This window comes from Natrarchaeobius versutus (assembly GCF_041205745.1).
GTDB classification, from domain to species: domain Archaea; phylum Halobacteriota; class Halobacteria; order Halobacteriales; family Natrialbaceae; genus Natrarchaeobius; species Natrarchaeobius versutus.
In genome coordinates this window covers 127742-149547 of record NZ_JBGFCC010000009.1, presented here as the reverse complement: position 1 = coordinate 149547, position 21806 = coordinate 127742, and the positions used below count along the sequence as shown (strand labels likewise).

The following is a 21806-nucleotide window of genomic DNA, read 5'->3' as shown; positions in this document are numbered from 1 at the left end:
CGTGTCGAATCACGGTTCGACGGAGCGATCGACGGCGCTCGAGGGGCTCTCGTACCTGCTGGTGCTATCGCGGCCGCGTTTCTGGCTCTACCTCGCGGGGCCGGTACTCGTCGGCGTGGCTTACGGCGCCGAGACGGTAAGCGAACTCGCTTCCCCCGCCGCGGTCGCGCTCTTCGCGTACTTCCTGCTCCCGGCGAACGTCTACCTCTACGGGGTGAACGACGTCTACGATCGCGAGATCGACGCGACGAACCCGAAAAAAGACGACCGCGAAACGCGGTATCGCGGCCAGCGGTACGTCCCGGTCGCCGTCGTCCTCTGTGGCGCGCTCGGGTTGGCGCTCGCTGGCGTCGTTCCGCAGGCCGCCTGGCCGTGGATCGCCGGCTTCCTCGCTCTCGGCGCGGCCTACAGCGCGCCGCCGCTTCGGTTCAAGACGACCCCGTTTCTGGATTCGCTCTCGAACGGGCTCTACGTCGTCCCCGGCGCGGCCGCCTACGCAGCGGTCGCGGGCGTTCAGCCCCCCATACTGGCAGTCCTCGGTGGCTGGCTCTGGGCGATGGGGATGCACACGTTTTCGGCGATTCCCGACGTCGAACCGGACCGCAAGGCGGGTATCCGGACGACCGCGACGGTCCTCGGCGAGCATCGTACCTACGCCTACTGCGGGGCGTGTTGGCTCGCGAGCGCCGGGGCGTTCGCCCTTTTGGATCCCCGGTTCGGCGGCGTCCTGCTGGTCTACCCGATCCTCATCGGGGCCATCGCCACCTCGAGCGTGGCGGTCGACCGAGCGTACTGGTGGTTTCCCGCGATCAACACGATCGTGGGCGCGGTGTTGACTCTCGGTGGCCTATGGAGGCTGACGTATGGATAACCGGTTCTCGACCGTCCGGGGCGGGATCGACTCGAGGGCAATCGTCCAGCGTCGTCTCGAGGAACTCGTCCGCGAGAACCGGTTTACGATCGCGGTGATCTTCCCGTTCGTCGGCGCGGTGACGCTCGTCGCGAGCGCGGAGGGGCTGTTGCCGTCGCTTCTCGCGTACAACCCGCTTTTGATCCTCTTCGGGACGGCCGTCATGCGCTCGCCGCTGATCGTCGGCTTGCTCCCGCGGATCGGCTGGTTGGCCCTTGGCTGTCTCGGCGTCCTGACCGCCTACACGTACGCGATCGAGGTCGTCGGGGTGCGGACGGACTGGCCCTACGGCGCCTTCGAGTACACGATCCAGTTGGGACCGATGCTGTTCGGCGAGGTACCACTCGCGCTCCCGCTGTTTTTTATCCCCCTGGTCCTGAACGCGTATCTGCTGACGCTTGTAGTGCTCGGCCCCTGGAGCGACCGCGTTCTCGTTCGAATTCCGGCCGCGATCGCCGCCGTCGTCGCCGTCGACCTCGTCCTCGATCCCGCCGCGGTGGCGATCGGATTCTGGGCGTTCGTTCCGCCCGGCGTGTACTACGGCGTCCCCGTCTCGAACTACGTTGGCTGGGTGATCTCGGGAACCGTCGCCGTCGTCGTCGTCGACCTCGCGTTCGACCGCGAGGCGTTACTCGAGCGCGTTCGAGACTGCGAGTTCGTCCTCGACGACCTGGTGAGTTTCGTGTTACTCTGGGGGACGATCAACGTCCTGTACGGCAACTGGGCGGCGGCGGCCGTCGCGGGCGCGTTCTGTCTCGGCCTGTTCAGGACGGATCGGTACGACCTCGAGATGGTTCGAACAGCCCTCCCCGGGTGATCGAAAGGCCAGTATCGACGTGATCGGGTGGATCTGCGGTTCCCCAACGCCCCTGACGGTCCGTTTCACCGAGTCGGGACGCCGCCGCCGTGGCCCGACCCTCGAGAGTCCGCCTCGCCGTCGGCCGTCGGAACCGCCGAGACCCGCTGGAACACTGCTTCGGGGTCGCGGTTCCAGTGCCAGTGCCAGCGCGTTTTCGCGACGCAGATCAGCTTTCGCGTCGTCGACAGCGACGGTTCGGTCGAGAGAACGTCGTACCCCTGTTCTCGGATGAGGGCGTGGTGTTCGGCGTAGAGGACGGCGGCGAGCAAGACCGGAAGCTGACAGTCGGCGGGCAGATACCGGATGCCGGCGACGCCCTCCCGGTAGAGGCATTCGGCCCGGTCGAGTTCGTCCGCCATCGCCGCGGCGAACTCCTCGGAGAACTCGAGGCGTTCGATCTGTTCGCTCGAGGCGCCGTGCGTGTGGAGGGTCTCCTGTGGGAGGTAGATCCTGTCGCGGTCGACCACATCTTCGCGGACGTCTCGCAGGAAGTTGGTAAGTTGGAAGGCCTCTCCGAGTTTGATCGCGTGGGGGAGCGCCGTCTCCTCCATCTCCGGTTCCATGATCGCGGTCATCATCACGCCGACCGCGGCCGCCGAACCGCGCATGTACGACTCGAGGTCGTCGTACGTCTCGTACCGGCTCGTGGTGATGTCGGTCGCCATCGCGTCGAGAAACTCCGCCACCTCCTCGTCAGCAATACCGTATCGGGATTTCAGCTCCACGAACGCCTCGAGGACCGGCTCCTCGGGGTCGGCCTCACCGAGTGCCTGTGCGCGAAGCGACTGGAGTTCGGCGCGCTGTCTGCCCGGGGGAACCCCCTCGGCGTCGTCGACGATTTCGTCCGCGATACGGAAAAACGCGTAAAGGACGTGCGTGGCGTGTCGAACCCGCTTCGGGAGAAATCGGGTTGCGAGGTAGAACGTCTTTCCGGTCTGCTTCTGTATCGCCTTCCCTGCGTCGATGTGTTCCTGTTGCATTCTCTTACTCGCTGGCTCCGCCGACAGCGGTCGGGTGGGTTGATACCACAAATGTACATAAAATAACTTGCCCTCACTAGTAGGGCCGGACCGTCGTGCAGTGTAGTAGAGTCGTGGATCGCGGGGCAGTGTAGTAACGTCGTGAGCCAGTGCAGTCGATCCGATCTCCGTCGTCCGAAACCCTCTCAGCGAAACGACCCCACTCACTCGAGGAGTTCGTCGGCGAGCATCGGAACGAAGGTCCCGATGTCGGTGACCATGCCCACCGCCTGTGCGCTTCCCCGGTCGACTAACTGCGTCACCGTCGCCGGATCGATGTCGACGCAGACGGTCTTCGTCGTCGACGGGAGGCAGTTACCGACAGCGACGGAGTGCAACAGCGTCGACAACATGAGGACGAGGTCGGCGCGGCGAGCCTGTTCGCGGATCGCGTGCTGGGCCTCGACCGAATCCGTGATCGTCTCCGGGAGCGGGCCGTCGTCGCGGATCGAGCCCGCGAGCACGTACGGGACGTCGTTTCGAACGCACTCGTACATCACGCCGCCGTCGACGATTCCCGCCTCGACCGCGTCGTCGATCCCGCCGGCGCGGATGATCTCGCTGATCGTGTAGATGTGGTGTTTGTGTCCACTCCTGGGATGTTCGAGTGATTCGGTGTCGACGCCGAGGGAGGTGCCGTAGAGGTCCCGCTCTAAGTCGTGGACCGCGAAGCCGTTCCCCGCGCTGAGTTCGTCCACGTACCCCCCGCGAACGAGGTCGGAGAGCGCATCCCGCCCTCCGGCGTGGACGATCGCCGGACCGCAGACGACGAGGACGGTTCCGTCCGCTTCGCGAAGGGTACGAATCTCGTCGGCGATGTCGGCGATCTGAGCGGCCGAGGGTCGCTCGCTCGAGACGCCACCTTGCATGAATCCGAACGAACTGTCGGCGTCTCGGGGACGTTCAGGGGGTTCGACCCTGATTCCGCGCTCACCGGTCACGACGAGGTCGCCCGCCTCGATCGCGTCGAGAATCCGCGTCGAAACTCGAGGGGTCTCGTCGCTCGTTCTCTCGTCTATGGATTCGTCGCTCGTTTCTCCATCGTCGCTCGTCTCCCCGTCGGTGCTCACAGGCGTGGCCGACGAACTCGGCCGTTCGACGACGAGTGCACAGTCCATCTCCGGGTTCTCCACGTCGATCCACTCGCCGTCGATGCGGACCGAGGTGGGATGGTTCGTCGTCGAGTAGAAGCCGGGCGGGACGACCCGGTCTTCCGGCGCCGGCTCGATGGTCGCATCGTTCGGATCGGCAACGATCGCTCCCTGTTGGTTGAGTTCGTGGAGTATGGTTCGCAGTTGCTCTTCGCTCTCCGCCGAGACCCGCATCCGGCAGTAGGATTCGGCGTGTTTGTGGCGGCCGACTTCGAACGCCTCGACGTCGAACTCGCCGCCGACGTCCATGACGATCCCGAAACACCGCCCCATCGTTCCCGAGTCGATGATGTGGCCCTCGAGTTCGACCGTTCGCGAAACTGTCATCCGGAGACGTACGTCGCCAAAGCCCGTCAAGGTACGTGTCGCGATCCGCCCACGCGGCCGATCCTCCGCTCGAGGACCGACCAGCCCACTCATCGGAAAAGGCATCTGCAACACACTTCCGGACATACCCGTATGTCGCCTCAGGCGCCAGAATTGGGCGGTTTCGCTCGGTGAGCGCCCGAGTAATACTTTTATGCGTGGTCGTGGACAGCCTCGACGGAGATCACACGTGCAGAACACAGCCCCTTCATCACGGACCGTCGAGTTGTGGATCCGATCGTTCGCGCCGGCGACGACCGGACCGACACAGGAGCGTGCGCTCGAACGACTCGAGCGACTCGAGTCGGCGACGACCGTCGACGTCGCCGAGGTCCGGATCTGGGGTCCGAAAGTCGAACACACGGATCGGTCGAAACGAATTCCACAGCTGGCCCGGATCCAGGATCGCCTCGAAGCGTTCGAATCGTGGGCGGCACGGACGGGACGTCGGCTGGAACCGTTTTTCAGACGGAGTCGGTGTGAGTCGACGATTACGGGTGAGCGCCACGACGTTCACCGACTCCCGACCATCGCGATCGCCGAGTTCGAAGACGGAGAACTCGTCCACGTCGCCCCTTGCGTCGACGACGACCGGACGATCGACGTCTTCGACCGATTCGACGCGCTCGAGGGCCGGTCGGACGATTCGGTCCTCCGGTTCGGCGACGATCGACGGAGTGACGCCGTGGTCTCCGACCGGAGTGATACGAAACTCGACCGATCGAAAGCCTCGATAGAACGATCCACACCCGATCCGACCTGACACGGACTGCTGTTCCGATTACCGGTGGGACCGAAAGACGGACCGGGACCACACCGGAACTGACGGACAGCAGATAGTACGAGTACCTGTCATACTCGAAACTGGGAGTGTCACACGCTCGCGGTCACCTTCGCTAGTTGCGTTCTCGCTCCGGTCGTGGGAACCTATTTGGTGTGTTGTACCGTAGCATAGTTTATGCCCAGCGAGACAGCTACGGCTAATCGATCGCGGTGTCGAAACTGCGGATTCGAAGCACCGGGCGGTAGCGACGAGTGGCTCCGGATCGAGGTTCCGAAGCTGGGTCGAATGACTCAGTGTCCGCGCTGTCAGAGTACGGATGTCATGACCGCTCGGTAATGGGATACGTGTGCACAACGGCGTGGACAGACTCTTAATCGCCTCGGTTCTAGACTGGGGTATGAGTCACGAATCCGAGCGACAGGAGGAATCCGGCAGAGACCACCGAACCGAATCGGACGACGAGTGGCGGTCGAAGCTCACCGACGAGGAGTACCGTATCCTTCGCGAGGCGGGAACCGAACAGCCGTTCAGTGGCGAGTACGTCGATCACAAAGAAGACGGGAGCTACGCCTGTGCCGGCTGTGGCGCGACGCTGTTCGACTCCGGAACGAAGTTCGACTCCGGCTGTGGCTGGCCGAGTTTCTACGACACCGACGACGACCGCATCGAGACGAGAGTCGACACCAGCCACGGAATGCGCCGCACCGAAGTCCTCTGTGCCGAGTGTGGCGGCCACCTCGGCCACGTCTTCGACGACGGCCCAAAACCGACCGGCAAACGATACTGCATCAACTCCGTCGCCCTCGAGTTCGAAGACGAGTAGCGATCAAGCGCGCGACCGCTACGTTGAATTCGAGCGAGTGGTGTTCGGCGGCCGCGGTGTTTCGAGCGAGCTACTGCAGGAAGTCCGGTTCGGTCCGCTTCTCGTCGCGTTCGGCCTCGAGGTGGGCGCTGAACGCGTCGATTTCGACGTCGTACTCCTGGTCTTCGAACCGGTCGCGAACCGAAATATTTCCGGCCTCCTCCTCGTTGTCGCCGACGATGATCTGGTAGGGGACCCGGTCGTCGTGGGCCGCGCGGATCTTGCGCTCGAGGGTGGAGTCGCGGTCGTCGACCTCGACGCGGAACTCGTCAAACCGCTCTACAATCTCGCGGGCGTACTCGAGGTTCGCATCCGAGATTGGGAGGACTCGAACCTGCTCGGGTGCGAGCCACAGGGGGAAGTTGCCCTCGTAGTGTTCGATGAGCATCATGAAGAAGCGCTCGTAAGAGCCGTACAGCGCCCGGTGGATCATCACCGGCCGGTGTTCCTCGTTGTCCTCGCCGACGTAGGAGAGATCGAACCGCTCGGGCATCGTGAAGTCGAGCTGGACGGTGGGTCCGTCCCAGCTTCGGCCAATGGCGTCCTCGAACGCGAAGTCGATCTTCGGCCCGTAGAAGGCGCCGTCGCCCTCCTCGAGGTCGTACTCGAGATCGCGTTTCTCGAGGACCGACTCGAGTTGTTCCTCCGCGCGCTCCCAGATCTCGTCCGAGCCGACCGACTTCTCGGGACGGGTCGCGAGCGCCATCTCGTACTCGAGGTCGAACGTCTCGAAGATCTCGGTGATCATGTCCATGATGTGCTCGACCTCGGCCTCGATCTGGTCGGGGCGGACGAACAGGTGGCCGTCGTCGATCGTAAAGGCCCACACGCGCGAGAGCCCCGACAGCTCGCCACGCTGTTCCTTGCGATACACCTTCCCGTTCTCGGCGTAGCGAATGGGGAGGTCACGATAGCTCCAGGACTGATCCTGGAAGATAGCGGCGTGGCCGGGACAGTTCATCGGTTTGAGGCCGAACTCGTCGTCGCCGACGTCGAAGATGAACATGTCGTCCTCGTAGTTCTCGTAGTGGCCCGACCGATGCCAGAGATCCGTCTTGAAGACGTGGGGCGTCTCGACGTAATCGTAGCCCGCATCCTCGTTTAGCTCTTCGACGAAGTCCTCGAGTTCTTTCAGCACCGTCTTCCCCGGCGGGTGATACAGCGGCAGGCCGGGACCGGTGACGTCCTGGATCGAAAAGAGGTTCATTTCGTTGCCGATCCGACGGTGGTCGCGTTCGGCGGCTTCCTGGCGGCGCTCGAGGAACTCCTCGAGGTCGCTTTCGTCCTCGAAGGCCGTCCCGTAGATCCGGGTCTGCATCGTGTTCTCCTCGTCGCCGCGCCAGTAGGCGCCCGCGATTTCCAACAACTCGACGGCGCCGATCTCGCCCGTCGAATCGACGTGCGGGCCGGCACAGAGGTCCTCCCACTCGCCCTGTTTGTAGAACGAGACCTGCTCGTTCTCGTCGGCGAACTCGGAGAGCAGTTCGAGCTTGTACGGATCGTCGGCGAGGCGTTCCTCGGCTTCCTCGATCGAGACGTCCTCGCGTTCGATCTCGTAGTCCGCCTCGACGATTTCGGCGATTTCGGCCTCGAGGTCCGCGAGGTCGGCCTCGTCGATCTCGAGGTTGTCGAAGTCGTAGTAGAAGCCGTCGTCCGTCGGCGGTCCGATCGCGAGGTCGACGTCGTCGTAGTGGCGACAGACGGCCTGGGCGAGACAGTGCGAGGCGGAGTGGCGCATCACCCGCAGATACTCCTCGGAGCCGTCGGTGACGATCTCGAGAGCGACGCCGTCGTAGACGGGCTCCTCTTTGGCGACCAGTTCGCCGTCGAGTTTTCCGGCGACCGTATCCCGGCCGAGGCCGGGACCGATCTCGTATGCACAGTCTTCGACCGTTGCGTCCTCGGGGACCTCGAGTTCGGATCCGTCTGGGAGGACGACCGCTATCGACTCGGCTGACTCCGGCTCTGATTCTGATTCTGACATGGATGTGAGGATGCTGGTGGTCTCCGCAAGGGGGGGTCGCCACCTGGACCGTCCGCTGGTCGTCGTGGATCAACGTCGACACAGCGCACGGTAGGTATGAGTTAAAAACGGGCTGACGCCCCTGTAAAGCGGACACCTACCATCGTGAACGTGAGTTGTCTCGAGCGGGATAAAAGCCTTCTGATGGTGTGGCGATCGATGCGGTCGGCTCGAGTCACCGGCGCCGATGTTCGTCGGCGAGCTCCTCGAGCGGCGGGATGACGCCGAGTTCCTGAAACAGGCCGAGTGCGTCGTAATTCGTCCACATCTCGACGATCGCCCCATCTTCGACGCGGTAGAGTTCCATCCCGGAGACCGACACGCGGTCGCCGGTCGGCTCGAGCCCCAGGAACTCACCGTCGTGGGTTCCGTGGGCGGTGTACCGGATGGTGACGTACTCTCCGTCGCCGATCGCATCCTCGACCTCGTACTCGACGTCGGGGAACGCCTCGCGGTACGTTTCGACGTACCCTCTGTACTCCTCGCGCCCTCGGGGTTCGCCACCAGCGGACGGATCGTGCAGAACGAACTCCTCGGCGAAAATTTCGTCGATCACCTCGAGGTCTCCCTCGGTCCACACCTCCTCCGGATCGCGTCGAACCAGTGCTTTGCTGTCGGTCGTCATGTAGTCACTCACCTCGTTTCGTCGGAGCCGTCGAACGCGAAGCGTTCGCACGACTCCGCATCGCCGGTCCGTTCGCTCGAGGCCGTACCACAATCGGGAAAATAAAGGACGGCCCTGCCAGATCTGACCGGCCGGGACGAAACCGTTTCAGTTCGCGTCACACTGGTTCCGACCGAACACGAACGACCGGTACTCGTTTTGTGGTTCGCCGAGCACCACGTACGTATGACCGTTACCGCCGTCCTCTTCGACCTCGACGACACCCTCTACCCGTACCCGCCGTGTAAAGCAACGGGAATGGAAGCCGCTCGAGCGGAGGCACGCGACCTTGGCTACGACTTCAACCGGGAGGCGTTCGAGGCGTTCTACCAGTCGGGTCGTCGTGAGGTGAAACGCGAACTCTCGGGAACGGCCGCGACCCACGAGCGATTCCTCTACTTCAAACGCGCACTCGAGGAACACACCAACGAGCCCCGCGCCGGCGACGCTCTGGCGCTCGGCGAGGCGTTCTGGGAGGCCTACCTCGAGGAGATGGCGCTCTTTCCGGGCGTCGGGGAGACGCTGACGAGACTCGGCGAGGCGGGGATCGACGTCGCCGTCGTGACGAATCTCACGACGCGGATTCAGCTGGCGAAGATCGAACGGCTGGGGCTCGAAGACCACATCGACCTACTGCTCACCTCCGAGGAGACTGGCCGCGAGAAGCCCGGATCGGTCATGTTCACGCTCCCGCTGGCTCGACTCGAGCGGACGCCGTCGGAGGCGATGATGGTCGGTGACAACGTCGACGCAGATATCGTGGGGGGCAACGCGGTCGGCCTCGAGACCGTGCTGTTCGACCCCGACGGGGAGTGGGCGGGCGAGCCCCTCGAGGGACGCCGAAACCCCGACCACAGGATAGATGCGTTCGGCGAGCTAACGGAGCTGATAGGATGATGCTCGAGTCCCAGCGACGGGCCGTCGTCGAGGGCGCGCCCGACCTCGCCGCGTTGACCCCGGGCCGGACCGGCAACCTGAGCGTTCGCGACGGTCGCGACGGCGACGCGTTCGCGATCACCCCGACCGGCGTCCCCTACGACGGGTTCGACCCCGCGGACGTCCCGGTCGTCGGCGTCGACGGCGACCAGCGCGACGGCGAGATGGCGCCGAGTAGCGAGGTGCCGATGCACGCCTCGATCTATCGGCGTGAAGACGTCGGTGCGATCGTCCACACGCACTCGCCGTGGTCGACGGCGATGGCGGTCGCCCGCGAGCCACTGCCGCCGATCCACTACATGATCGTCGCCGTCGGGAAGCGTGTCCCCGTCGCCGAGTACGCACCCTACGGCACCGACGAACTGGCCGAGAACATCGTTCGGGCGATGGAAGCGGCGAACTCGACGGCCTCGTTCATCGAGAACCACGGCCTGGTCGTCACCGCTCCTGACCTCGAGACGGCCGTAGAGAACACCCACCACGTCGAGAGCCTCGCGCGACTCTACCTCCAGACGCGTGCGGCTGGGCTCGAGCCGACGACGCTCACGGACGAGCAGTTGGAGACGGTCGTAGCGAAGTTCGAATCGTACGGGCAGTGACGCGTTCGTCGCTGGTACCGCCTATTCGTCTCGGTCAGCGAGTAATTCGCTCGCCGTCACGAGCGCCTCCATCTCCACGCCCGCGTCCTCGATGGTTTCGCGGCCGCCCTCTTCGCGGTCGACGACGACCAGCGCGCGCTCGACCGTCGCGCCAGCGTCGCGAAGCGCCTCGACCGCGTCGACGAGACTCGTCCCCGTCGTGACGATGTCCTCTAAGACGACGACCTCCTCGCCCTCCTCGAGTCGCCCCTCGATCAGATTGCCGGTGCCGTACTCCTTGCGCTGTTTTCGCGCGATGACGTAGGGAACGCCCGCGGCGACGCTCGTCGCCGCCGCCAGTGGAACGCCGCCGAGGGCGACGCCGCCGAGCGTGTCGTCCTCGTCGACGTGGTCGGCGAAGGCGTCGGCGATCGTCTCGAGACAGCGTGGGTCGGTCTCGAAGAGGTACTTGTCGACGTAGTACTCGCTGGTGGCGCCGGAGGTGAGTTCGAACTCGCCGAACTTCACCGCGTCCGTGGCTCGAAGCGCATCGATGAGATCCTGATTGGCCATCGACTGAAGGGGCGTTCCGAACCGAAATAAGCGGTGTGAAACGAACCAGCGCCGCATCTTTTTCCACGGGGCGACGAAGGGGTAGGGTATGAGGCCGACGCGCGCCGACGAGCTCCACCCGGACGTCCAGTCGTTTCTCGAACGGTACGAGTCCCTCGAAGCACCCTCGTTCGACGAGGTCTCCCCGGCGGAGGCGCGTCGAATGACCGAGGAGCTTCGAGTCACCGAGGAGCCCGAAATCGAACTCGAGACCGTCGAGAATCGAACGATCGATGGGCCGAACGGGGAGGTACCGATTCGCATCTACGACCCCGAAACAGGCGATGGGACGACGAACCCTGACGGCAGGCCGGTCGTCATCTACGTCCACGGCGGCGGCTGGGTGATCGGCAGCCTCGATACCCACGACGGCACCTGTCGAAAGCTGGCCGCCGACTCGGGCTACCCGGTCGTCGGCGTCGACTACCGCCTCGCACCCGAGCACCCGTTTCCGGCGGGGCTGTTGGACTGTTACGCGACCTTCGAGTGGCTCGCCGAGGCCGCCTCCGACCTGGGCGGCGATCCCGACCGAGTCGTGCTCGCGGGCGACAGTGCGGGTGGGAATCTCGCGACGGCGACGGCGCTTCTGGCCCGTGACCGCGGGGGCCCCGAGGCCGCCTATCAGCTGTTGATTTATCCCAGTACCGGCGACGTCGAGTCGACCGACGCCTACGAGGAAAACGCCGAGGGATACTTTCTGACGGCCGACGACATGCGGTGGTTTCGTGATCACTACTTCGAACGCGAGATCGATCGAGGGAACGTCTACGCGGTTCCCCGACGAGCCGCGGACCTCTCCGGACTCCCGCCGGCGACGGTCCTCACGGCCGGCTTCGATCCGCTCCGGGACGACGGTGCCGCATACGCACGGCGACTCGAGGAAGACGGCGTCCCCGTTACCTACCGCAACTACGACGACGTGATCCACGCCTTTTTCGGCATGATCTCCGAGCCGACGAGCTTCGAGCGGGCCCACGAAGCCTACGACGACGTGATCGGGGATCTGCGGACGGAACTCGAGTCCTGACGCTCGTGTCGGCGATCGTCCACGGGACGCCGTCTCTCGAGCGACTCGCGGAACGAACTGTGACCCAATACTCATATCAGGTGAGGCCGTACGTCCGGCCATGGCAGAGAAGCCGACCTCCGGTGAGATCCTCGGGGTACCGTACAACTTCGACCGACCGAGCCTGAGCCGTATGATCTCGGCGTACTGGCAGCCCGGCGAGGGGATGCTCGTCGAGAAACCCTTCGGCGTCGGCTACACGCTGAACCTCGCGAACTGGCGCTCGTGGGTCGTCGTCGCCGTCGCGGGCGCGCTCCTCTGGCAACAAGAACAGAGTTCCTCGACGAGTACGGACGAAAGCGAGGACGAACCGGTCGAGGTCATCGTCGACGACGACTGATCGGGATCGGTGTCCCGGTCGACCGGTCAGACCGATCCGTTCTGCGATTTTCCGAACCCGACGTTCAGCAGGTCCGGCGAGTGAGCGGGAGACGATCAGCCGTACTGCTATCGGTCGACTTCCCCCATGATACAGTCGAGGCTACCGATCGCCGCGATGAGGTCGGGGAGGTACTCGCCGCGAACGATCTCGGAGAGCACGGAGAGGTTCGAAAACGACGGGCTCCGAATTTTGAACCGGGCGGGCGTCTCCGTTCCGTCGGAACGAACGTAGATCCCGAGTTCACCCTTCGCCCCCTCGACGGCACGATAGATCTCCGCGCCGGGGTCGGGTTTCAGGGTTCGCGGGACGTTCGACTGGATCTTACGCTCGTCCTCGGGCCACTCCTCGAGCAGAGCCAGACACTGTTCGACGATCTTCGCCGACTCCTCGAGTTCGCCCATCCGAACGAGCAGGCGCGCGTAGTTGTCGCCGGCCGATTCGGTCACGACGTCCCACTCGAGGTGTTCGTAGTAGCCGTAGGGGTCGTCCCGGCGGAGATCGTAGTCGATCCCCGAGCCGCGGGCGACCGGTCCGGTGCAGCCGTACTGTTTGGCGACGTCGGGCGCTAAGACACCGGTGTCGACGCACCGAAGCTGAAATATCTCGTTGGTCACCAACAGATCGTGGTACTCGTCGATCTTCGGCGGCAGATCATCGAGGACGTCTCGGACTCCCTCGAGAAACTCCTCGCGGGGTTCGGGGAGGTCCCAGGCGACGCCGCCGAGCCTGAGGTAGTTGAACATCATCCGTTGGCCGGTTAGCTCCTCGAGACAGTCGAGGACGAGTTCGCGGTCGCGCATGGCGTACTGGAAGGTTGCGGTGAACTCGCCGAAGACGTCCAGGGCGTACGTGCCGAGGGCGATGTAGTGGGCGGCCATCCGCGAGAGTTCCGCGCCCATGGTGCGGATTACCTGTGCGTACTCTGGCACCTCGAGGTCGGCGAGGTCCTCGGCGACGCGGGCGTAGGCCCACTCGTTCAGCAATCCGGAGGAGACCCAGTCCCAGCGGTCGGGATAGGGCATGATCTGGTGGCGGTAGGTGCTTTGCTGGCACATCTGTTCCTCACAGCGGTGCATGTAGCCGATGTCTGGTTCGGCGTCGAGGACGGTCTCGCCGTCCAGCACCGCCTTGACGTGCATGACGCCGTGAGTGGCAGGGTGGTGTGGGCCGAGGTTCAAAAAGAGGGTCTCGGATTCGCGGTCGTGCTCGTCGCCCGCGATCGGGTTCGCGTGTTCGGAGAGCGTGACGATCTGGGGTTGTTGCTGATCGTACTCGAGCGCCAACGGGTGGCCCTGCCAGGTCTCGGGCAGGAGAATGCGCCGCAGGTCGGGATGGCCCTCGTACTCGAGTCCCACGAGATCGTAGGCCTCGCGTTCGTGCCAGTTCGCCGTCTCGAAGACCGGCGTCGCGGACTGGCTGACAGGTTCGTCGATCGGCGTCGGAACGACGACGCTCACCTCCCGAGTGGGTTCTGCGTACGACCGGAGGTGGTAGATCGTCTCGTACCGGTCCTCGTACTGCTGGGCGGTGACGCAGGCACAGTGGTCGAAGCCAGCCTCGTCACGGAGGTCGGCCAGCGCCGCCGTGACCTCGTCGGGCCGGATCACGAACGCGGGTGCGTTCAGGTGATCGTCCCGGTCGAGTGCGTACGCCTCGAGGACGGATTCGGCCGCAGTGGTCGATTCGGTAGCTGAAGACGACGCCGCTGTTTCGAGTCCCGACTGCGAAGACATCCCGTTCGTCTCTCGAGGCCGGTCTTGGGAGTCGATTCTGCATCATTCGCGAGGGAATTTATACCGGGCGTTCGAATCACGACCGATGAAGTCAGTTCGGCTGACGCTCCAGCACGGCCCGGAAAACGTCCACCCGATGCACCGGTTCGTCGCCGAGCACGACGAGTTCGACCGCTACCGCATGGTCGCCTCGAACTTCGCCCACGAGGGACACAACGCGTTCATCTTCCACGTCGTCGGCGATAGGGAGGCCTACCGCGAGCGAATCGAATCGCTCGGTGGGTTCATCTCGATCGACATCACCGCCGGCGACGGCGACGCGTTCTACGTCTACGTTCGCGAGGAACGGGGCGAACTCAGCGAGCAGTTGATTTCGGCGTTCTCCCGTGAAAGTCTCGTACCGATCCCGCCACTCGAGTACCGGATGGACCGGTCGGTCCGGTTCGGACTCGTCGGCGAACCCGACGACATTCGGGCGGCACTCGAGGCCGTCCCCGACGGGATCGAGACGACGGTCGAACGCGTCGGCGAGTATCGTGGCGGCGACCACGCGGTCGAGACGCTGACCGAGCGCCAGCGGGAAGCGCTTCGGATTGCCCGCGACCGCGGCTACTTCGCGGTTCCCCGGGAGGCGAGCGTCGACGACGTCGCCGACGAACTCGGCTGTGCTCCAGGGACGGCCGCCGAACACCTGCGGAAGGCCCAACAGGGAGTGATCGGACGGCTCGATCTGTAAGTACACCAGAAGCTATTGGACGGGCGGCGTGTACAGTCGACAGTATGTGCCCTGCACTCGACGCCGCCGCGGTTCGCCGGTCCCCGCTTCTCGGGGCAACAGCCGGTGGGCTCGCCCTCCCGACCGCGGCGACGGCGTACTTCGTCGCGACGGGGTACGGCCTCGAGGGAATCGTGCCGCCCGGAATCCTCGTCGGGTTGCTCGTCGCCCTCGGCGCGTTGCTCGGCGGGGCGTCCGCGATGGGCTACCCGATAACCGTCGGCTTGTCGTTCGTCGTCCTCGCCGTACTCGGTCCGCTATGGTTCGTACCGGTGGATCTGTCGCCGTCGGAACCCTCGGCGGAGGCGGCGACCGGCCCCGTGCTTTCGGCGACGGTCCTCGCGATCTACCTCTTCGCGGGGGAGTACGCGGTTCGGAATCGACGGGCGATTCTCACGTCGCTCACGCCGCGGACCGTCGCCGTCGGACTGGCTGGCGGGGCGATCCACACGTTCGCCACCCTGTGGGCGAGCGCGTCCGTTCGCCAGGAGCCGTTGCTCGCGGCGGTCGCGCCGGTCTCCCCCCTCGAGGCGGTCGCTCTCGTCTACGTCGTGGTGGGTCTCGGTCTTCTCGGTGCCGTCCCCGTCGTCGCACTGTATCGGCTCCGGCTCGTGGCGCCGACGGTCGCGCTCGTGGCGACGTTCTCGTGGACGTATCGAACCGCCTGGGATTCCCTCGCGGTCCACCGGGAAACGGGCGGGGCCGCGGCCAGCGTTTCGCCGGAGGTCGACACGCTGTACGCCTTCCTGTGGATGCTCCCGCTCGCGGTCGTCCTCGCGGCTGGGCTCCTCGAGTACGCGCTTCGATCGATCGTCTCCGACCGCCGACGGCTCACGTCCCGGGAGGGGTGAGCGTTGGCGCGCAACCGACGGCTATATTCGCCCGGAGCGCGCCGCCTCGGACATGCTCATTCGGTTCGTCACCGGCAACGAGGGGAAAGCCCGCGAGGCCCAGGAGTACCTCGAGGGGATCACGGCCGTCACCCAGGTCGAGTACGACTACACGGAGATCCAGAGCGACTCGCTCGAGGAGATCGCCGCCCGGGGCGCCCGGGAGGCCTACGAATCCCTGGGCGATACGGAGCCGGTTCTCGTCGGCGACGCCGGGCTGTTCGTCGAGGCGCTCGAGGGGTTTCCGGGGCCGTACTCGGCGTACGTCGAGGAGACGGTCGGCGTGGAACGCCTGTGGCGGCTCGTGAGCGACGAGGAGAACAGACGGGCGCAGTTTCGGACGGTGCTCGCGTTCGCCGACGCCGAGCGGACGGAGACGTTCGAGGGATCCGTCGCCGGCACGATCGTCGCCCCCCGCGGTGAGGGTGGGTTCGGCTACGACCCGATCTTCGAGTACAACGGACAGACGCTAGCCGAGATGAGCACCGAGGAGAAAAACGCGATCTCCCACCGCGGACGGGCGCTTTCGACGTTCGCCGAGTGGTATGGGGATCAGCACTAAGTTACGTCAAATCGTTGTTTTACGATCCTCCGTTGGTTATTGACGAGACGATTGAATACGCGAGAGGAATCGTTTTCCGCCTACTCATCGAGCACACACCCTTACTGGCCGCCCGTATTCGAGAATCTATGGAAACAATTATATCGAGAGACCGCGTTTTCGATAGCGTAGTTCGAATCGAGGATTTACGATGTGTAGTGTAGGCCGCTCGAGGGCGGCTGTTACGTCCCGAGAGACTGGACGGCGGTGACGATCCGATCATCGGCTTGCGGGCCCGACCGCCGGACGAATACGCCGTCGCGGCTCGATACGGTTTCGGATCGGCCGACGGCACCGTGCCCGTCGGCGCTTCGAGCGACGACTGACCGACACGACCCGACACGAAATGACTGATTCATCCACGACCGACGACGAGAGCGACCGAGGTACCGAGCGGGAAACCGATCGAACCGTCGACCAGCGCGATTACGTACGTGAAGAGTACGGAGAGATCGCGGCGAGCGCGGACGACTGCTGTGGATCGTCCCCTGCGGACGCGCCAGGGGAGTCGGAACCGACGGCGGCCGACGACCGAGCCCGGTCGATCGGCTACGGGTCGGCGGATCTCGAGTCGGCCCCCGACGGCGCAAACCTGGGACTCGGCTGTGGCAATCCGGTCGCGATCTCGGGACTGAAGTCCGGCGAGACCGTGCTCGACCTTGGCTCCGGCGGCGGGTTCGACTGCTTTCTCGCGGCGCGTGAAGTCGGCCCGGACGGCCAGGTGATCGGCGTCGACATGACCCCGGAAATGCTCGATCGCGCCCGCGCGAACGCTGACGACAGCGAGTTCGAGAACGTCGAGTTCCGCCTCGGCGAGATCGAACACCTCCCGGTCGCCGACGGCACCGTCGAGACGGTAATCTCGAACTGCGTTCTGAACCTTTCGCCCGAAAAACCGCGAGTGCTCGCGGAGGCGTTTCGCGTCCTCGAAGCCGGCGGCTCGCTCTCGATTTCGGATCTCGTCGCGACCGGACCGCTACCTCAGGAGGTACGGGAGGATCCGGACGCGATCGCCGACTGCGTCGGGGACGCAGCACGAATCGAGTCGCTCGAGGCGTGGCTCGAGGAGGCGGGATTCGTCGACGTCTCGATCACGCCGGAGGGCGACTGGAGCGACGACCTCCCGATCGTCTCGGCACGAATCGAGGCCCAGAAGCCGGCGTAGGCCGGGCCGTCGCGAGGTCCCACTCGACGAGGCGGAGTCACTCCCGCGGATCTCGATCCGGACCCGGGTACTCGTCGCCTTCGACCGCCTCGTAGAGGCTTTTCGGGTCGAACAGGCGTGCGAACGCGTCCGGCGGCCGGGCGCTGATCGACACCCTGGGTTGCATCGTCAGGCCGGCTTTTGCGGATGTGAGTCGCTCGTCGTACGTGAGGAGGTGGGCGGCGCCACCCTGGTAGGCCGACGCCAGCGCGGGGTGGTCCTCCGGCGGGTGTTCGACGCGAACGCGTTCGTCCTCGAGTCGCGATCGGTGATCCGCCGCGAGGTCGGTGTCGCCGAGTTCGGTGACGAGTCGCTCGGTTTCCTCGAGCAACGGATCGCTCGCGACGAGTTCGACCCACGAGTGGCGACGGACGTGATCGAGCGCGTCGCGGGCGTCCCCACCGACGAAGAGATCGGTAGCGAGGACGACGGGATCGGCGACGACGCGTGCGGGATTCGGATTTTCAGCCATCGTCACCCTCCTCCGGCGCGTCGGTACGAACTGCTGGTGAATCGTCATCAGTCGCCGTCGAATCCTCACCAGCCGCCGTCGCGTCGTCGCTCGCTCGCTGTGTCTCGAGATCGTCGTCCGTCCGCCAAAGGAGTTCGTCGTCGACGTCGTACCCCTCGGCACGGTCGAACAGGTCGTCCCAGCTCGCGGTCATCGATCGATGTTGGTGCTCGAGGGCAAAAGGAAATCCGCTTCGGTCGGCAGTCTCCGTCGTCTTCTCTCGTCCGCAACCGTTTACGCCTCACGCGAGAGCACCCAGAACGCGACGGCGCCGAGGGCGAACGCGAGGCCGACGTTGACGGCGACGCCGACGGCACCGACACCGACGACGACCGCGAGCGAACGGACTCCCGAGACGGGCTCGAGCGCCGCCCGCGCCAGTTCGGCGGCGACGACGACGAGTAACGCGCCGAGGACGGCCATCGGGAACGCCGCGAGTACCGCCCCGGCGGCGACCAGCGCGAGCGCGAGGTAGCCGACGCCGAGAAGGACGTTCGCCCCGCCCGTCCGCGCACCGAAGGCGTGTTTGCCCGCGAGTCCACCGCTCCCGTGACACATCGGAATCCCGCCGATCGGCACCGCCGCGAGGCAGGTGACGCCCATGCTCTTCGAGAGCGAATCAGCCGAGACGTCCCGGTCGTAGAGATCGCCACAGAGGAGCGCGGTTGCGATCGCCGCGTTGCCGAGGGTCATCCCCAGCTGGGCGACGGTTCCTTCGAGCGCCGCGGTCGACAGCGTCGGCGTTCCGGCGGGAAACGGAACGACGGCAGGGGTTTCGGGCGACGGTATCCCAGCGGTCGCAACCGCGACGACACCGCCGACTGCGAGTACGACCAACACGCTCACGCTCCGGTAGCCGACGAGGGCAAAGAGACCGACGACGGCGAGTCCGGCCACCGCGACGGAGAGGTTTCCGACCGAGAGTCCGACCGCCGCCTCGAGCAACAACAGGGCAACGGCGAACTGGACGCCGCGGACGACGGGTTCACCGACGAGTCGCTGGAGGTGTCCGACGAGGCCAAACGATCCGATCGCGAGCAAGACGGCGCCGGCGAGCAACCCGGCCGCGGCGAGTTCGGGGTACGAGAGCGAACCGACGATCGCCAGCCCCACGAGCGCCTTCATCGGCTCGATCGAGAGGGGCATCCGGTAGTACAGCCCCCAGACGATCTGGAAGATGCCGAAGCCGACCAGGACGTGTGGAAGCGAGACGGACGTCGTCGCCGCGAGCGCGACGAGCAGTGGGAGGACAGTAACCGAATCACCTAGCGCACCCGTAAGTTCCGAGGTCGAAAACTCGAGTTCGGATTCGCCGGATCTGACGAACGAGTACGCCATCGACAGTGGGTTTAACGAGTAACTGTTTCACTGTTCCGAGTAACCAAAAGTGACATCACCACCCGGTCGACGAACCGACGTCCGGTTACGGGCGAACACGGATCTGCCGTCCGACCACGACGCGGAGGCTCAACGTGGCTCGTCCGACGCGTGAGAGATCGTCTCCGGGGTCGGCTCGGCCGTCGAGACCGCCTCCGGATCGACATCGTCGGCGGCTCTCGCCTCGGGTAGATCGTAGCCGCGTTCGGTATCGTATCGCTCGAGATGATGATTCAGCTGCCCGGACTGGTCGGCGAGGACGGTCGCACTGTGGGCGACGTGGGAGAGCGCATCGGCCTGTGCGGACGCCCGCCGGGCCGCTCGCTCCGCCGACAGGGCGGTCTCGTCGCTCGTCTCCGCCGCTCCCTCGACCATCGCGACGACTTCCTCGGTCGACGCCGCCTGCTGTTGGGTCGCCGCCGAAATCTCCTGGACTCCCTCGTTCGTCCGTTCGGAGAGGTCGGCGATCCGCTCGAGTGCCTCGGCGGCGTCCTCGACGTCGTCGACACTCCCCTCGATGCGTTCACGACTCCGCCGCACCTCGTCTGCCGCCGACAGCGCCCGCGTTCGAAGCCCCTCGAGGCGTTCCTCGACGTCTTTGACCGAGTCGTAGACCTCCTCGGAGAGGTCCTGAATCTCGTCGGCGACGGCGGTAAAGCCTCCCTCGCCACCCTGGGTCGATCGAGAGGCCTCGATGTTGGCGTTCAACGCCAGCATGTTCGTCTGTTCGGCGATTCCGCTGATCGAGTCGATGAGACCGTCGATTCGTTCCGCCTCGTCCTCGAGCGCCTCGATTTCCGCAACGGCGCGTTCGGTCTCCTCCTCGATCACCGCCATTCCCTCGATCGCATCGGACGCGGATCGGCCGCCGTTCTGTCCGACGCGAGCCGTTTCGTCCGCGGTGTCGGCGACCTCGGATGCAGTCGCGGCGATCTCCTCGATCGTCGTCGAGAGCGATTCTATCTCCGCCGTCGCCGACCTGAGCTGTTCGTTCTGTTCGTCCGTATCGGTGGCAACCGTAGAGAGCGCTTCGCGGGTCCGCTCGCCCTCAGAACGGAGGGTCTCGACGCTCATGTTGAGTTCGCGGCTGTACGTGACGACCTCCCCGGAGAACGACTTCAGCGTCGAGAACGTCTCCTCGATCTCCGTGAGCATCTCGTTGGAGTTCCGTGCAAGGTCGCCGATCACGTCGTGGCTTCCCTCCGGATCGAACCGCTCCGTTAGATCGCCGTCCGCAACCGACCTCGTCACGGCCGCGTGGACACCGACCGTTCGCTCGAGATCCGAGAGCGTCCGATCGGTCCGCTCACTCTCCTCGAGTCGGTTCCGGATCGACGTGAGGTCCGCCGCGAGGTCGGCGACGACGTCACTCCGGTCCGTCTCGAACTCGACGCTGTGGTTCCCGTCCTCGAGTCGATTCGTTCGCTCGCGAAGCTCCGCGACCGCGCTTCGGAGTTCGTCGCGTTCCCGCGGGGCCGACTTCGCATCCGAAACCGACGCGATGAGTATCGCGACGAGCCCGGTGGCGACGACGCCGCCCACACCGGCGGCAAGCGTCGGCGTGGCAGGTTCGCCGAGTCCGAACGCGATTCCGACAGCGACGGCCACTCCGACGAGCACGATTACGACGCCGAATCCGAACGGGCGGTCGGTCTGGATCGCCGTGGGGAACGGCGACGCCGCGCCGTCACTCGAGTGCTGGGCAGTCATCGCGTCACCTCGGTTCGGCGTTCGGTCGACGCCTCGTCCGCCGACGCTCCCTCCGCTACGGGCCGTTCGACGACGAACCGACAGGCGTCGTCACCCTCGAACATGCACGTCGTCTCCTCGACGAGGAGCGTCTCGTCGAAGTGGTCGGCGACCCCCTGGATCGCACCGCGGGCGATATCACACAGCTGTCGATCCGAATCGTACGTGATCCGAACCCGGCTCTCGTCCAGCCACTCAGTTTTGACACGCGGCGTCGTCAACTCCGTGAGGTCGCGCGTCCGCAACGACGTGTGAAATCGCTGGATATTCGCGAGCAGTTCGAGGGCGTCCCACTCCTCGTCGATGTGCAGGTCGTAGGTCTCGAGCAGAGCCGGGACGACCCACCGGCCGTACTCTGAGAGGATCGTTCGCGGGCTCTCACCCGTCAGGCTTCCCGCAGCACGAACGAGTTCGTAGACGTCACCGTCGGGATAGACCGTCACGGGGACGTACACCTTCTCGTCGACGTCGGCCTCGCGCTGGATCTCGAGCCAGGTCTCCTCGTCGTACGTGTCCACGACGAAGTCACGAAGCGTTTTCAGTATGATTCCGTGCATTCCTCACCCCCGATCGTACCCTGCAGTGCGCTCGTCGAACTGTTACTCGGCCCATGTTTCATAATGTTTTATTCATTTTTGACGAAATCATAATAACAGTTTCGAGAACCGTATCGAATACATCACAACGGACTGTGGCGAACGACAGCCGCGAGTGATCGAGGCCGCGGAACTGGAACGGACGATATAAGGTGTCG

Annotated in this window: 23 protein-coding genes; 12 read left to right on the top strand and 11 right to left on the bottom strand. The window is 65.0% G+C overall.

What is annotated here, in order from left to right; all coding sequences use genetic code 11:
- Position 1 precedes the first annotated feature (1 nt).
- Positions 2-871: a prenyltransferase gene (locus AB7C87_RS19135; protein ID WP_369731104.1), complete on the top strand. Its 870-nt coding sequence runs from the start codon at positions 2-4 to the stop codon at positions 869-871.
- Positions 864-1727, top strand: a complete 864-nt coding sequence (gene cruF / locus AB7C87_RS19130; protein WP_369731103.1) for a bisanhydrobacterioruberin hydratase — start codon at positions 864-866, stop codon at positions 1725-1727. The genes AB7C87_RS19135 and cruF overlap by 8 nt, the downstream gene beginning before the upstream one ends.
- A gap of 65 nt (positions 1728-1792) precedes the next feature.
- Here cruF and AB7C87_RS19125 read toward each other — a convergent pair whose 3' ends face one another.
- Together AB7C87_RS19125 and AB7C87_RS19120 are read right to left on the bottom strand one after the other, a co-directional pair.
- Positions 1793-2749, bottom strand: a complete 957-nt coding sequence (locus AB7C87_RS19125; RefSeq protein WP_369731102.1) for a phytoene/squalene synthase family protein — start codon at positions 2747-2749, stop codon at positions 1793-1795.
- A gap of 203 nt (positions 2750-2952) precedes the next feature.
- Complete coding sequence (locus AB7C87_RS19120; protein WP_369731101.1) at positions 2953-4266, bottom strand: ornithine cyclodeaminase family domain; 1314 nt, start codon at positions 4264-4266, stop codon at positions 2953-2955.
- A gap of 229 nt (positions 4267-4495) precedes the next feature.
- Here AB7C87_RS19120 and AB7C87_RS19115 point away from each other — a divergent pair, with 229 nt between their 5' ends.
- Positions 4496-5068, top strand: a complete 573-nt coding sequence (locus AB7C87_RS19115) for an HTH domain-containing protein (RefSeq protein ID WP_369731100.1) — start codon at positions 4496-4498, stop codon at positions 5066-5068.
- Between the two features lie 418 nt (positions 5069-5486).
- The gene (gene msrB, locus AB7C87_RS19110; protein ID WP_369731099.1) at positions 5487-5912 is read left to right on the top strand and encodes a peptide-methionine (R)-S-oxide reductase MsrB; all 426 of its coding nucleotides are present in this window, start codon (positions 5487-5489) and stop codon (positions 5910-5912) included.
- A 70-nt stretch (positions 5913-5982) separates the two neighbouring features.
- Here the strand turns inward: msrB and thrS are convergent, their stop codons facing one another.
- Positions 5983-7935 carry a threonine--tRNA ligase gene (thrS, locus tag AB7C87_RS19105; RefSeq protein ID WP_369731098.1) on the bottom strand — a complete coding sequence of 651 codons (1953 nt, stop codon included), beginning with the start codon at positions 7933-7935 and terminating at the stop codon, positions 5983-5985.
- A 214-nt stretch (positions 7936-8149) separates the two neighbouring features.
- Positions 8150-8611, bottom strand: coding sequence for an ester cyclase (locus tag AB7C87_RS19100; RefSeq protein ID WP_369731097.1), 462 nt, complete (start codon positions 8609-8611; stop codon positions 8150-8152).
- Between the two features lie 213 nt (positions 8612-8824).
- On the opposite strand from AB7C87_RS19100, the gene AB7C87_RS19095 reads away from it, so the two are divergent.
- Both AB7C87_RS19095 and AB7C87_RS19090 read left to right on the top strand, forming a co-directional pair.
- Positions 8825-9535, top strand: coding sequence for a ribulose-1,5-bisphosphate 5-phosphatase (locus AB7C87_RS19095; protein ID WP_369731096.1), 711 nt, complete (start codon positions 8825-8827; stop codon positions 9533-9535).
- Entirely contained in the window at positions 9532-10173 is a 642-nt protein-coding gene (locus AB7C87_RS19090; RefSeq protein ID WP_369731095.1) for a ribulose-1-phosphate aldolase, read from the top strand. The genes AB7C87_RS19095 and AB7C87_RS19090 overlap by 4 nt, the downstream gene beginning before the upstream one ends.
- Positions 10174-10194: 21 nt before the next feature.
- Here AB7C87_RS19090 and pyrE read toward each other — a convergent pair whose 3' ends face one another.
- On the bottom strand, positions 10195-10725 hold the full coding sequence (pyrE, locus tag AB7C87_RS19085) for an orotate phosphoribosyltransferase (protein ID WP_369731094.1): 531 nt from the start codon (positions 10723-10725) through the stop codon (positions 10195-10197).
- 88 nt (positions 10726-10813) lie between these two features.
- Here pyrE and lipP1 point away from each other — a divergent pair, with 88 nt between their 5' ends.
- Both lipP1 and AB7C87_RS19075 read left to right on the top strand, forming a co-directional pair.
- Entirely contained in the window at positions 10814-11791 is a 978-nt protein-coding gene (gene lipP1, locus AB7C87_RS19080; protein ID WP_369731093.1) for a LipP1 family hormone-sensitive lipase, read from the top strand.
- Between the two features lie 100 nt (positions 11792-11891).
- Positions 11892-12170, top strand: a complete 279-nt coding sequence (locus tag AB7C87_RS19075) for a DUF5808 domain-containing protein (protein ID WP_369731092.1) — start codon at positions 11892-11894, stop codon at positions 12168-12170.
- A 107-nt stretch (positions 12171-12277) separates the two neighbouring features.
- Here AB7C87_RS19075 and AB7C87_RS19070 read toward each other — a convergent pair whose 3' ends face one another.
- Positions 12278-13945 (bottom strand): NADH-quinone oxidoreductase subunit D, encoded by a 1668-nt coding sequence (locus tag AB7C87_RS19070; protein WP_369731091.1) that lies wholly within the window; start codon positions 13943-13945, stop codon positions 12278-12280.
- A gap of 85 nt (positions 13946-14030) precedes the next feature.
- Here AB7C87_RS19070 and AB7C87_RS19065 point away from each other — a divergent pair, with 85 nt between their 5' ends.
- From AB7C87_RS19065 to arsM, 4 genes are all read left to right on the top strand, one after another.
- Positions 14031-14681 (top strand): helix-turn-helix domain-containing protein, encoded by a 651-nt coding sequence (locus AB7C87_RS19065; protein WP_369731090.1) that lies wholly within the window; start codon positions 14031-14033, stop codon positions 14679-14681.
- 44 nt (positions 14682-14725) lie between these two features.
- Entirely contained in the window at positions 14726-15571 is an 846-nt protein-coding gene (locus AB7C87_RS19060) for a hypothetical protein (protein ID WP_369731089.1), read from the top strand.
- Positions 15572-15623: 52 nt separating this feature from the next.
- Positions 15624-16172, top strand: a complete 549-nt coding sequence (locus tag AB7C87_RS19055; protein ID WP_369731088.1) for an XTP/dITP diphosphatase — start codon at positions 15624-15626, stop codon at positions 16170-16172.
- A 385-nt stretch (positions 16173-16557) separates the two neighbouring features.
- Complete coding sequence (gene arsM, locus AB7C87_RS19050; RefSeq protein WP_369731087.1) at positions 16558-17376, top strand: arsenite methyltransferase; 819 nt, start codon at positions 16558-16560, stop codon at positions 17374-17376.
- A gap of 37 nt (positions 17377-17413) precedes the next feature.
- Here the strand turns inward: arsM and AB7C87_RS19045 are convergent, their stop codons facing one another.
- The 5 genes from AB7C87_RS19045 to AB7C87_RS19025 all read right to left on the bottom strand — a co-directional run bounded on the left by AB7C87_RS19045 (position 17414) and on the right by AB7C87_RS19025 (position 21609).
- Positions 17414-17887: a DUF7384 family protein gene (locus AB7C87_RS19045; protein WP_369731086.1), complete on the bottom strand. Its 474-nt coding sequence runs from the start codon at positions 17885-17887 to the stop codon at positions 17414-17416.
- A complete protein-coding gene (locus tag AB7C87_RS19040) occupies positions 17880-18080 on the bottom strand; it encodes a hypothetical protein (protein ID WP_369731085.1) in 201 nt (66 codons plus the stop codon). Before AB7C87_RS19040 ends, AB7C87_RS19045 begins: the two co-directional genes overlap by 8 nt.
- 80 nt (positions 18081-18160) lie before the next feature.
- Positions 18161-19264, bottom strand: coding sequence for a putative sulfate/molybdate transporter (locus AB7C87_RS19035; protein ID WP_369731084.1), 1104 nt, complete (start codon positions 19262-19264; stop codon positions 18161-18163).
- A gap of 129 nt (positions 19265-19393) precedes the next feature.
- Positions 19394-21013, bottom strand: coding sequence for a methyl-accepting chemotaxis protein (locus AB7C87_RS19030; protein ID WP_369731083.1), 1620 nt, complete (start codon positions 21011-21013; stop codon positions 19394-19396).
- Positions 21010-21609: a heme NO-binding domain-containing protein gene (locus AB7C87_RS19025; protein ID WP_369731082.1), complete on the bottom strand. Its 600-nt coding sequence runs from the start codon at positions 21607-21609 to the stop codon at positions 21010-21012. The genes AB7C87_RS19030 and AB7C87_RS19025 overlap by 4 nt, the downstream gene beginning before the upstream one ends.
- Positions 21610-21806 lie beyond the last annotated feature (197 nt).

What these genes read in the sequence shown, in the direction of transcription:
- AB7C87_RS19075 (WP_369731092.1), top strand. Translation starts at nt 11,892, where the DNA reads ATGGCAGAGAAGCCGACCTCCGGTGAGATCCTCGGGGTACCGTACAAC.
- AB7C87_RS19035 (WP_369731084.1), bottom strand. Translation starts at nt 19,264, where the DNA reads ATGGCGTACTCGTTCGTCAGATCCGGCGAATCCGAACTCGAGTTTTCG.
- AB7C87_RS19070 (WP_369731091.1), bottom strand. Translation starts at nt 13,945, where the DNA reads ATGTCTTCGCAGTCGGGACTCGAAACAGCGGCGTCGTCTTCAGCTACC.
- arsM (WP_369731087.1), top strand. Translation starts at nt 16,558, where the DNA reads ATGACTGATTCATCCACGACCGACGACGAGAGCGACCGAGGTACCGAG.
- cruF (WP_369731103.1), top strand. Translation starts at nt 864, where the DNA reads ATGGATAACCGGTTCTCGACCGTCCGGGGCGGGATCGACTCGAGGGCA.
- msrB (WP_369731099.1), top strand. Translation starts at nt 5,487, where the DNA reads ATGAGTCACGAATCCGAGCGACAGGAGGAATCCGGCAGAGACCACCGA.
- AB7C87_RS19090 (WP_369731095.1), top strand. Translation starts at nt 9,532, where the DNA reads ATGATGCTCGAGTCCCAGCGACGGGCCGTCGTCGAGGGCGCGCCCGAC.
- AB7C87_RS19065 (WP_369731090.1), top strand. Translation starts at nt 14,031, where the DNA reads ATGAAGTCAGTTCGGCTGACGCTCCAGCACGGCCCGGAAAACGTCCAC.
- AB7C87_RS19030 (WP_369731083.1), bottom strand. Translation starts at nt 21,013, where the DNA reads ATGACTGCCCAGCACTCGAGTGACGGCGCGGCGTCGCCGTTCCCCACG.
- AB7C87_RS19055 (WP_369731088.1), top strand. Translation starts at nt 15,624, where the DNA reads ATGCTCATTCGGTTCGTCACCGGCAACGAGGGGAAAGCCCGCGAGGCC.
- thrS (WP_369731098.1), bottom strand. Translation starts at nt 7,935, where the DNA reads ATGTCAGAATCAGAATCAGAGCCGGAGTCAGCCGAGTCGATAGCGGTC.
- AB7C87_RS19045 (WP_369731086.1), bottom strand. Translation starts at nt 17,887, where the DNA reads ATGGCTGAAAATCCGAATCCCGCACGCGTCGTCGCCGATCCCGTCGTC.
- AB7C87_RS19025 (WP_369731082.1), bottom strand. Translation starts at nt 21,609, where the DNA reads ATGCACGGAATCATACTGAAAACGCTTCGTGACTTCGTCGTGGACACG.
- lipP1 (WP_369731093.1), top strand. Translation starts at nt 10,814, where the DNA reads ATGAGGCCGACGCGCGCCGACGAGCTCCACCCGGACGTCCAGTCGTTT.
- AB7C87_RS19040 (WP_369731085.1), bottom strand. Translation starts at nt 18,080, where the DNA reads ATGACCGCGAGCTGGGACGACCTGTTCGACCGTGCCGAGGGGTACGAC.
- pyrE (WP_369731094.1), bottom strand. Translation starts at nt 10,725, where the DNA reads ATGGCCAATCAGGATCTCATCGATGCGCTTCGAGCCACGGACGCGGTG.
- AB7C87_RS19060 (WP_369731089.1), top strand. Translation starts at nt 14,726, where the DNA reads ATGTGCCCTGCACTCGACGCCGCCGCGGTTCGCCGGTCCCCGCTTCTC.
- AB7C87_RS19095 (WP_369731096.1), top strand. Translation starts at nt 8,825, where the DNA reads ATGACCGTTACCGCCGTCCTCTTCGACCTCGACGACACCCTCTACCCG.
- AB7C87_RS19120 (WP_369731101.1), bottom strand. Translation starts at nt 4,266, where the DNA reads ATGACAGTTTCGCGAACGGTCGAACTCGAGGGCCACATCATCGACTCG.
- AB7C87_RS19125 (WP_369731102.1), bottom strand. Translation starts at nt 2,749, where the DNA reads ATGCAACAGGAACACATCGACGCAGGGAAGGCGATACAGAAGCAGACC.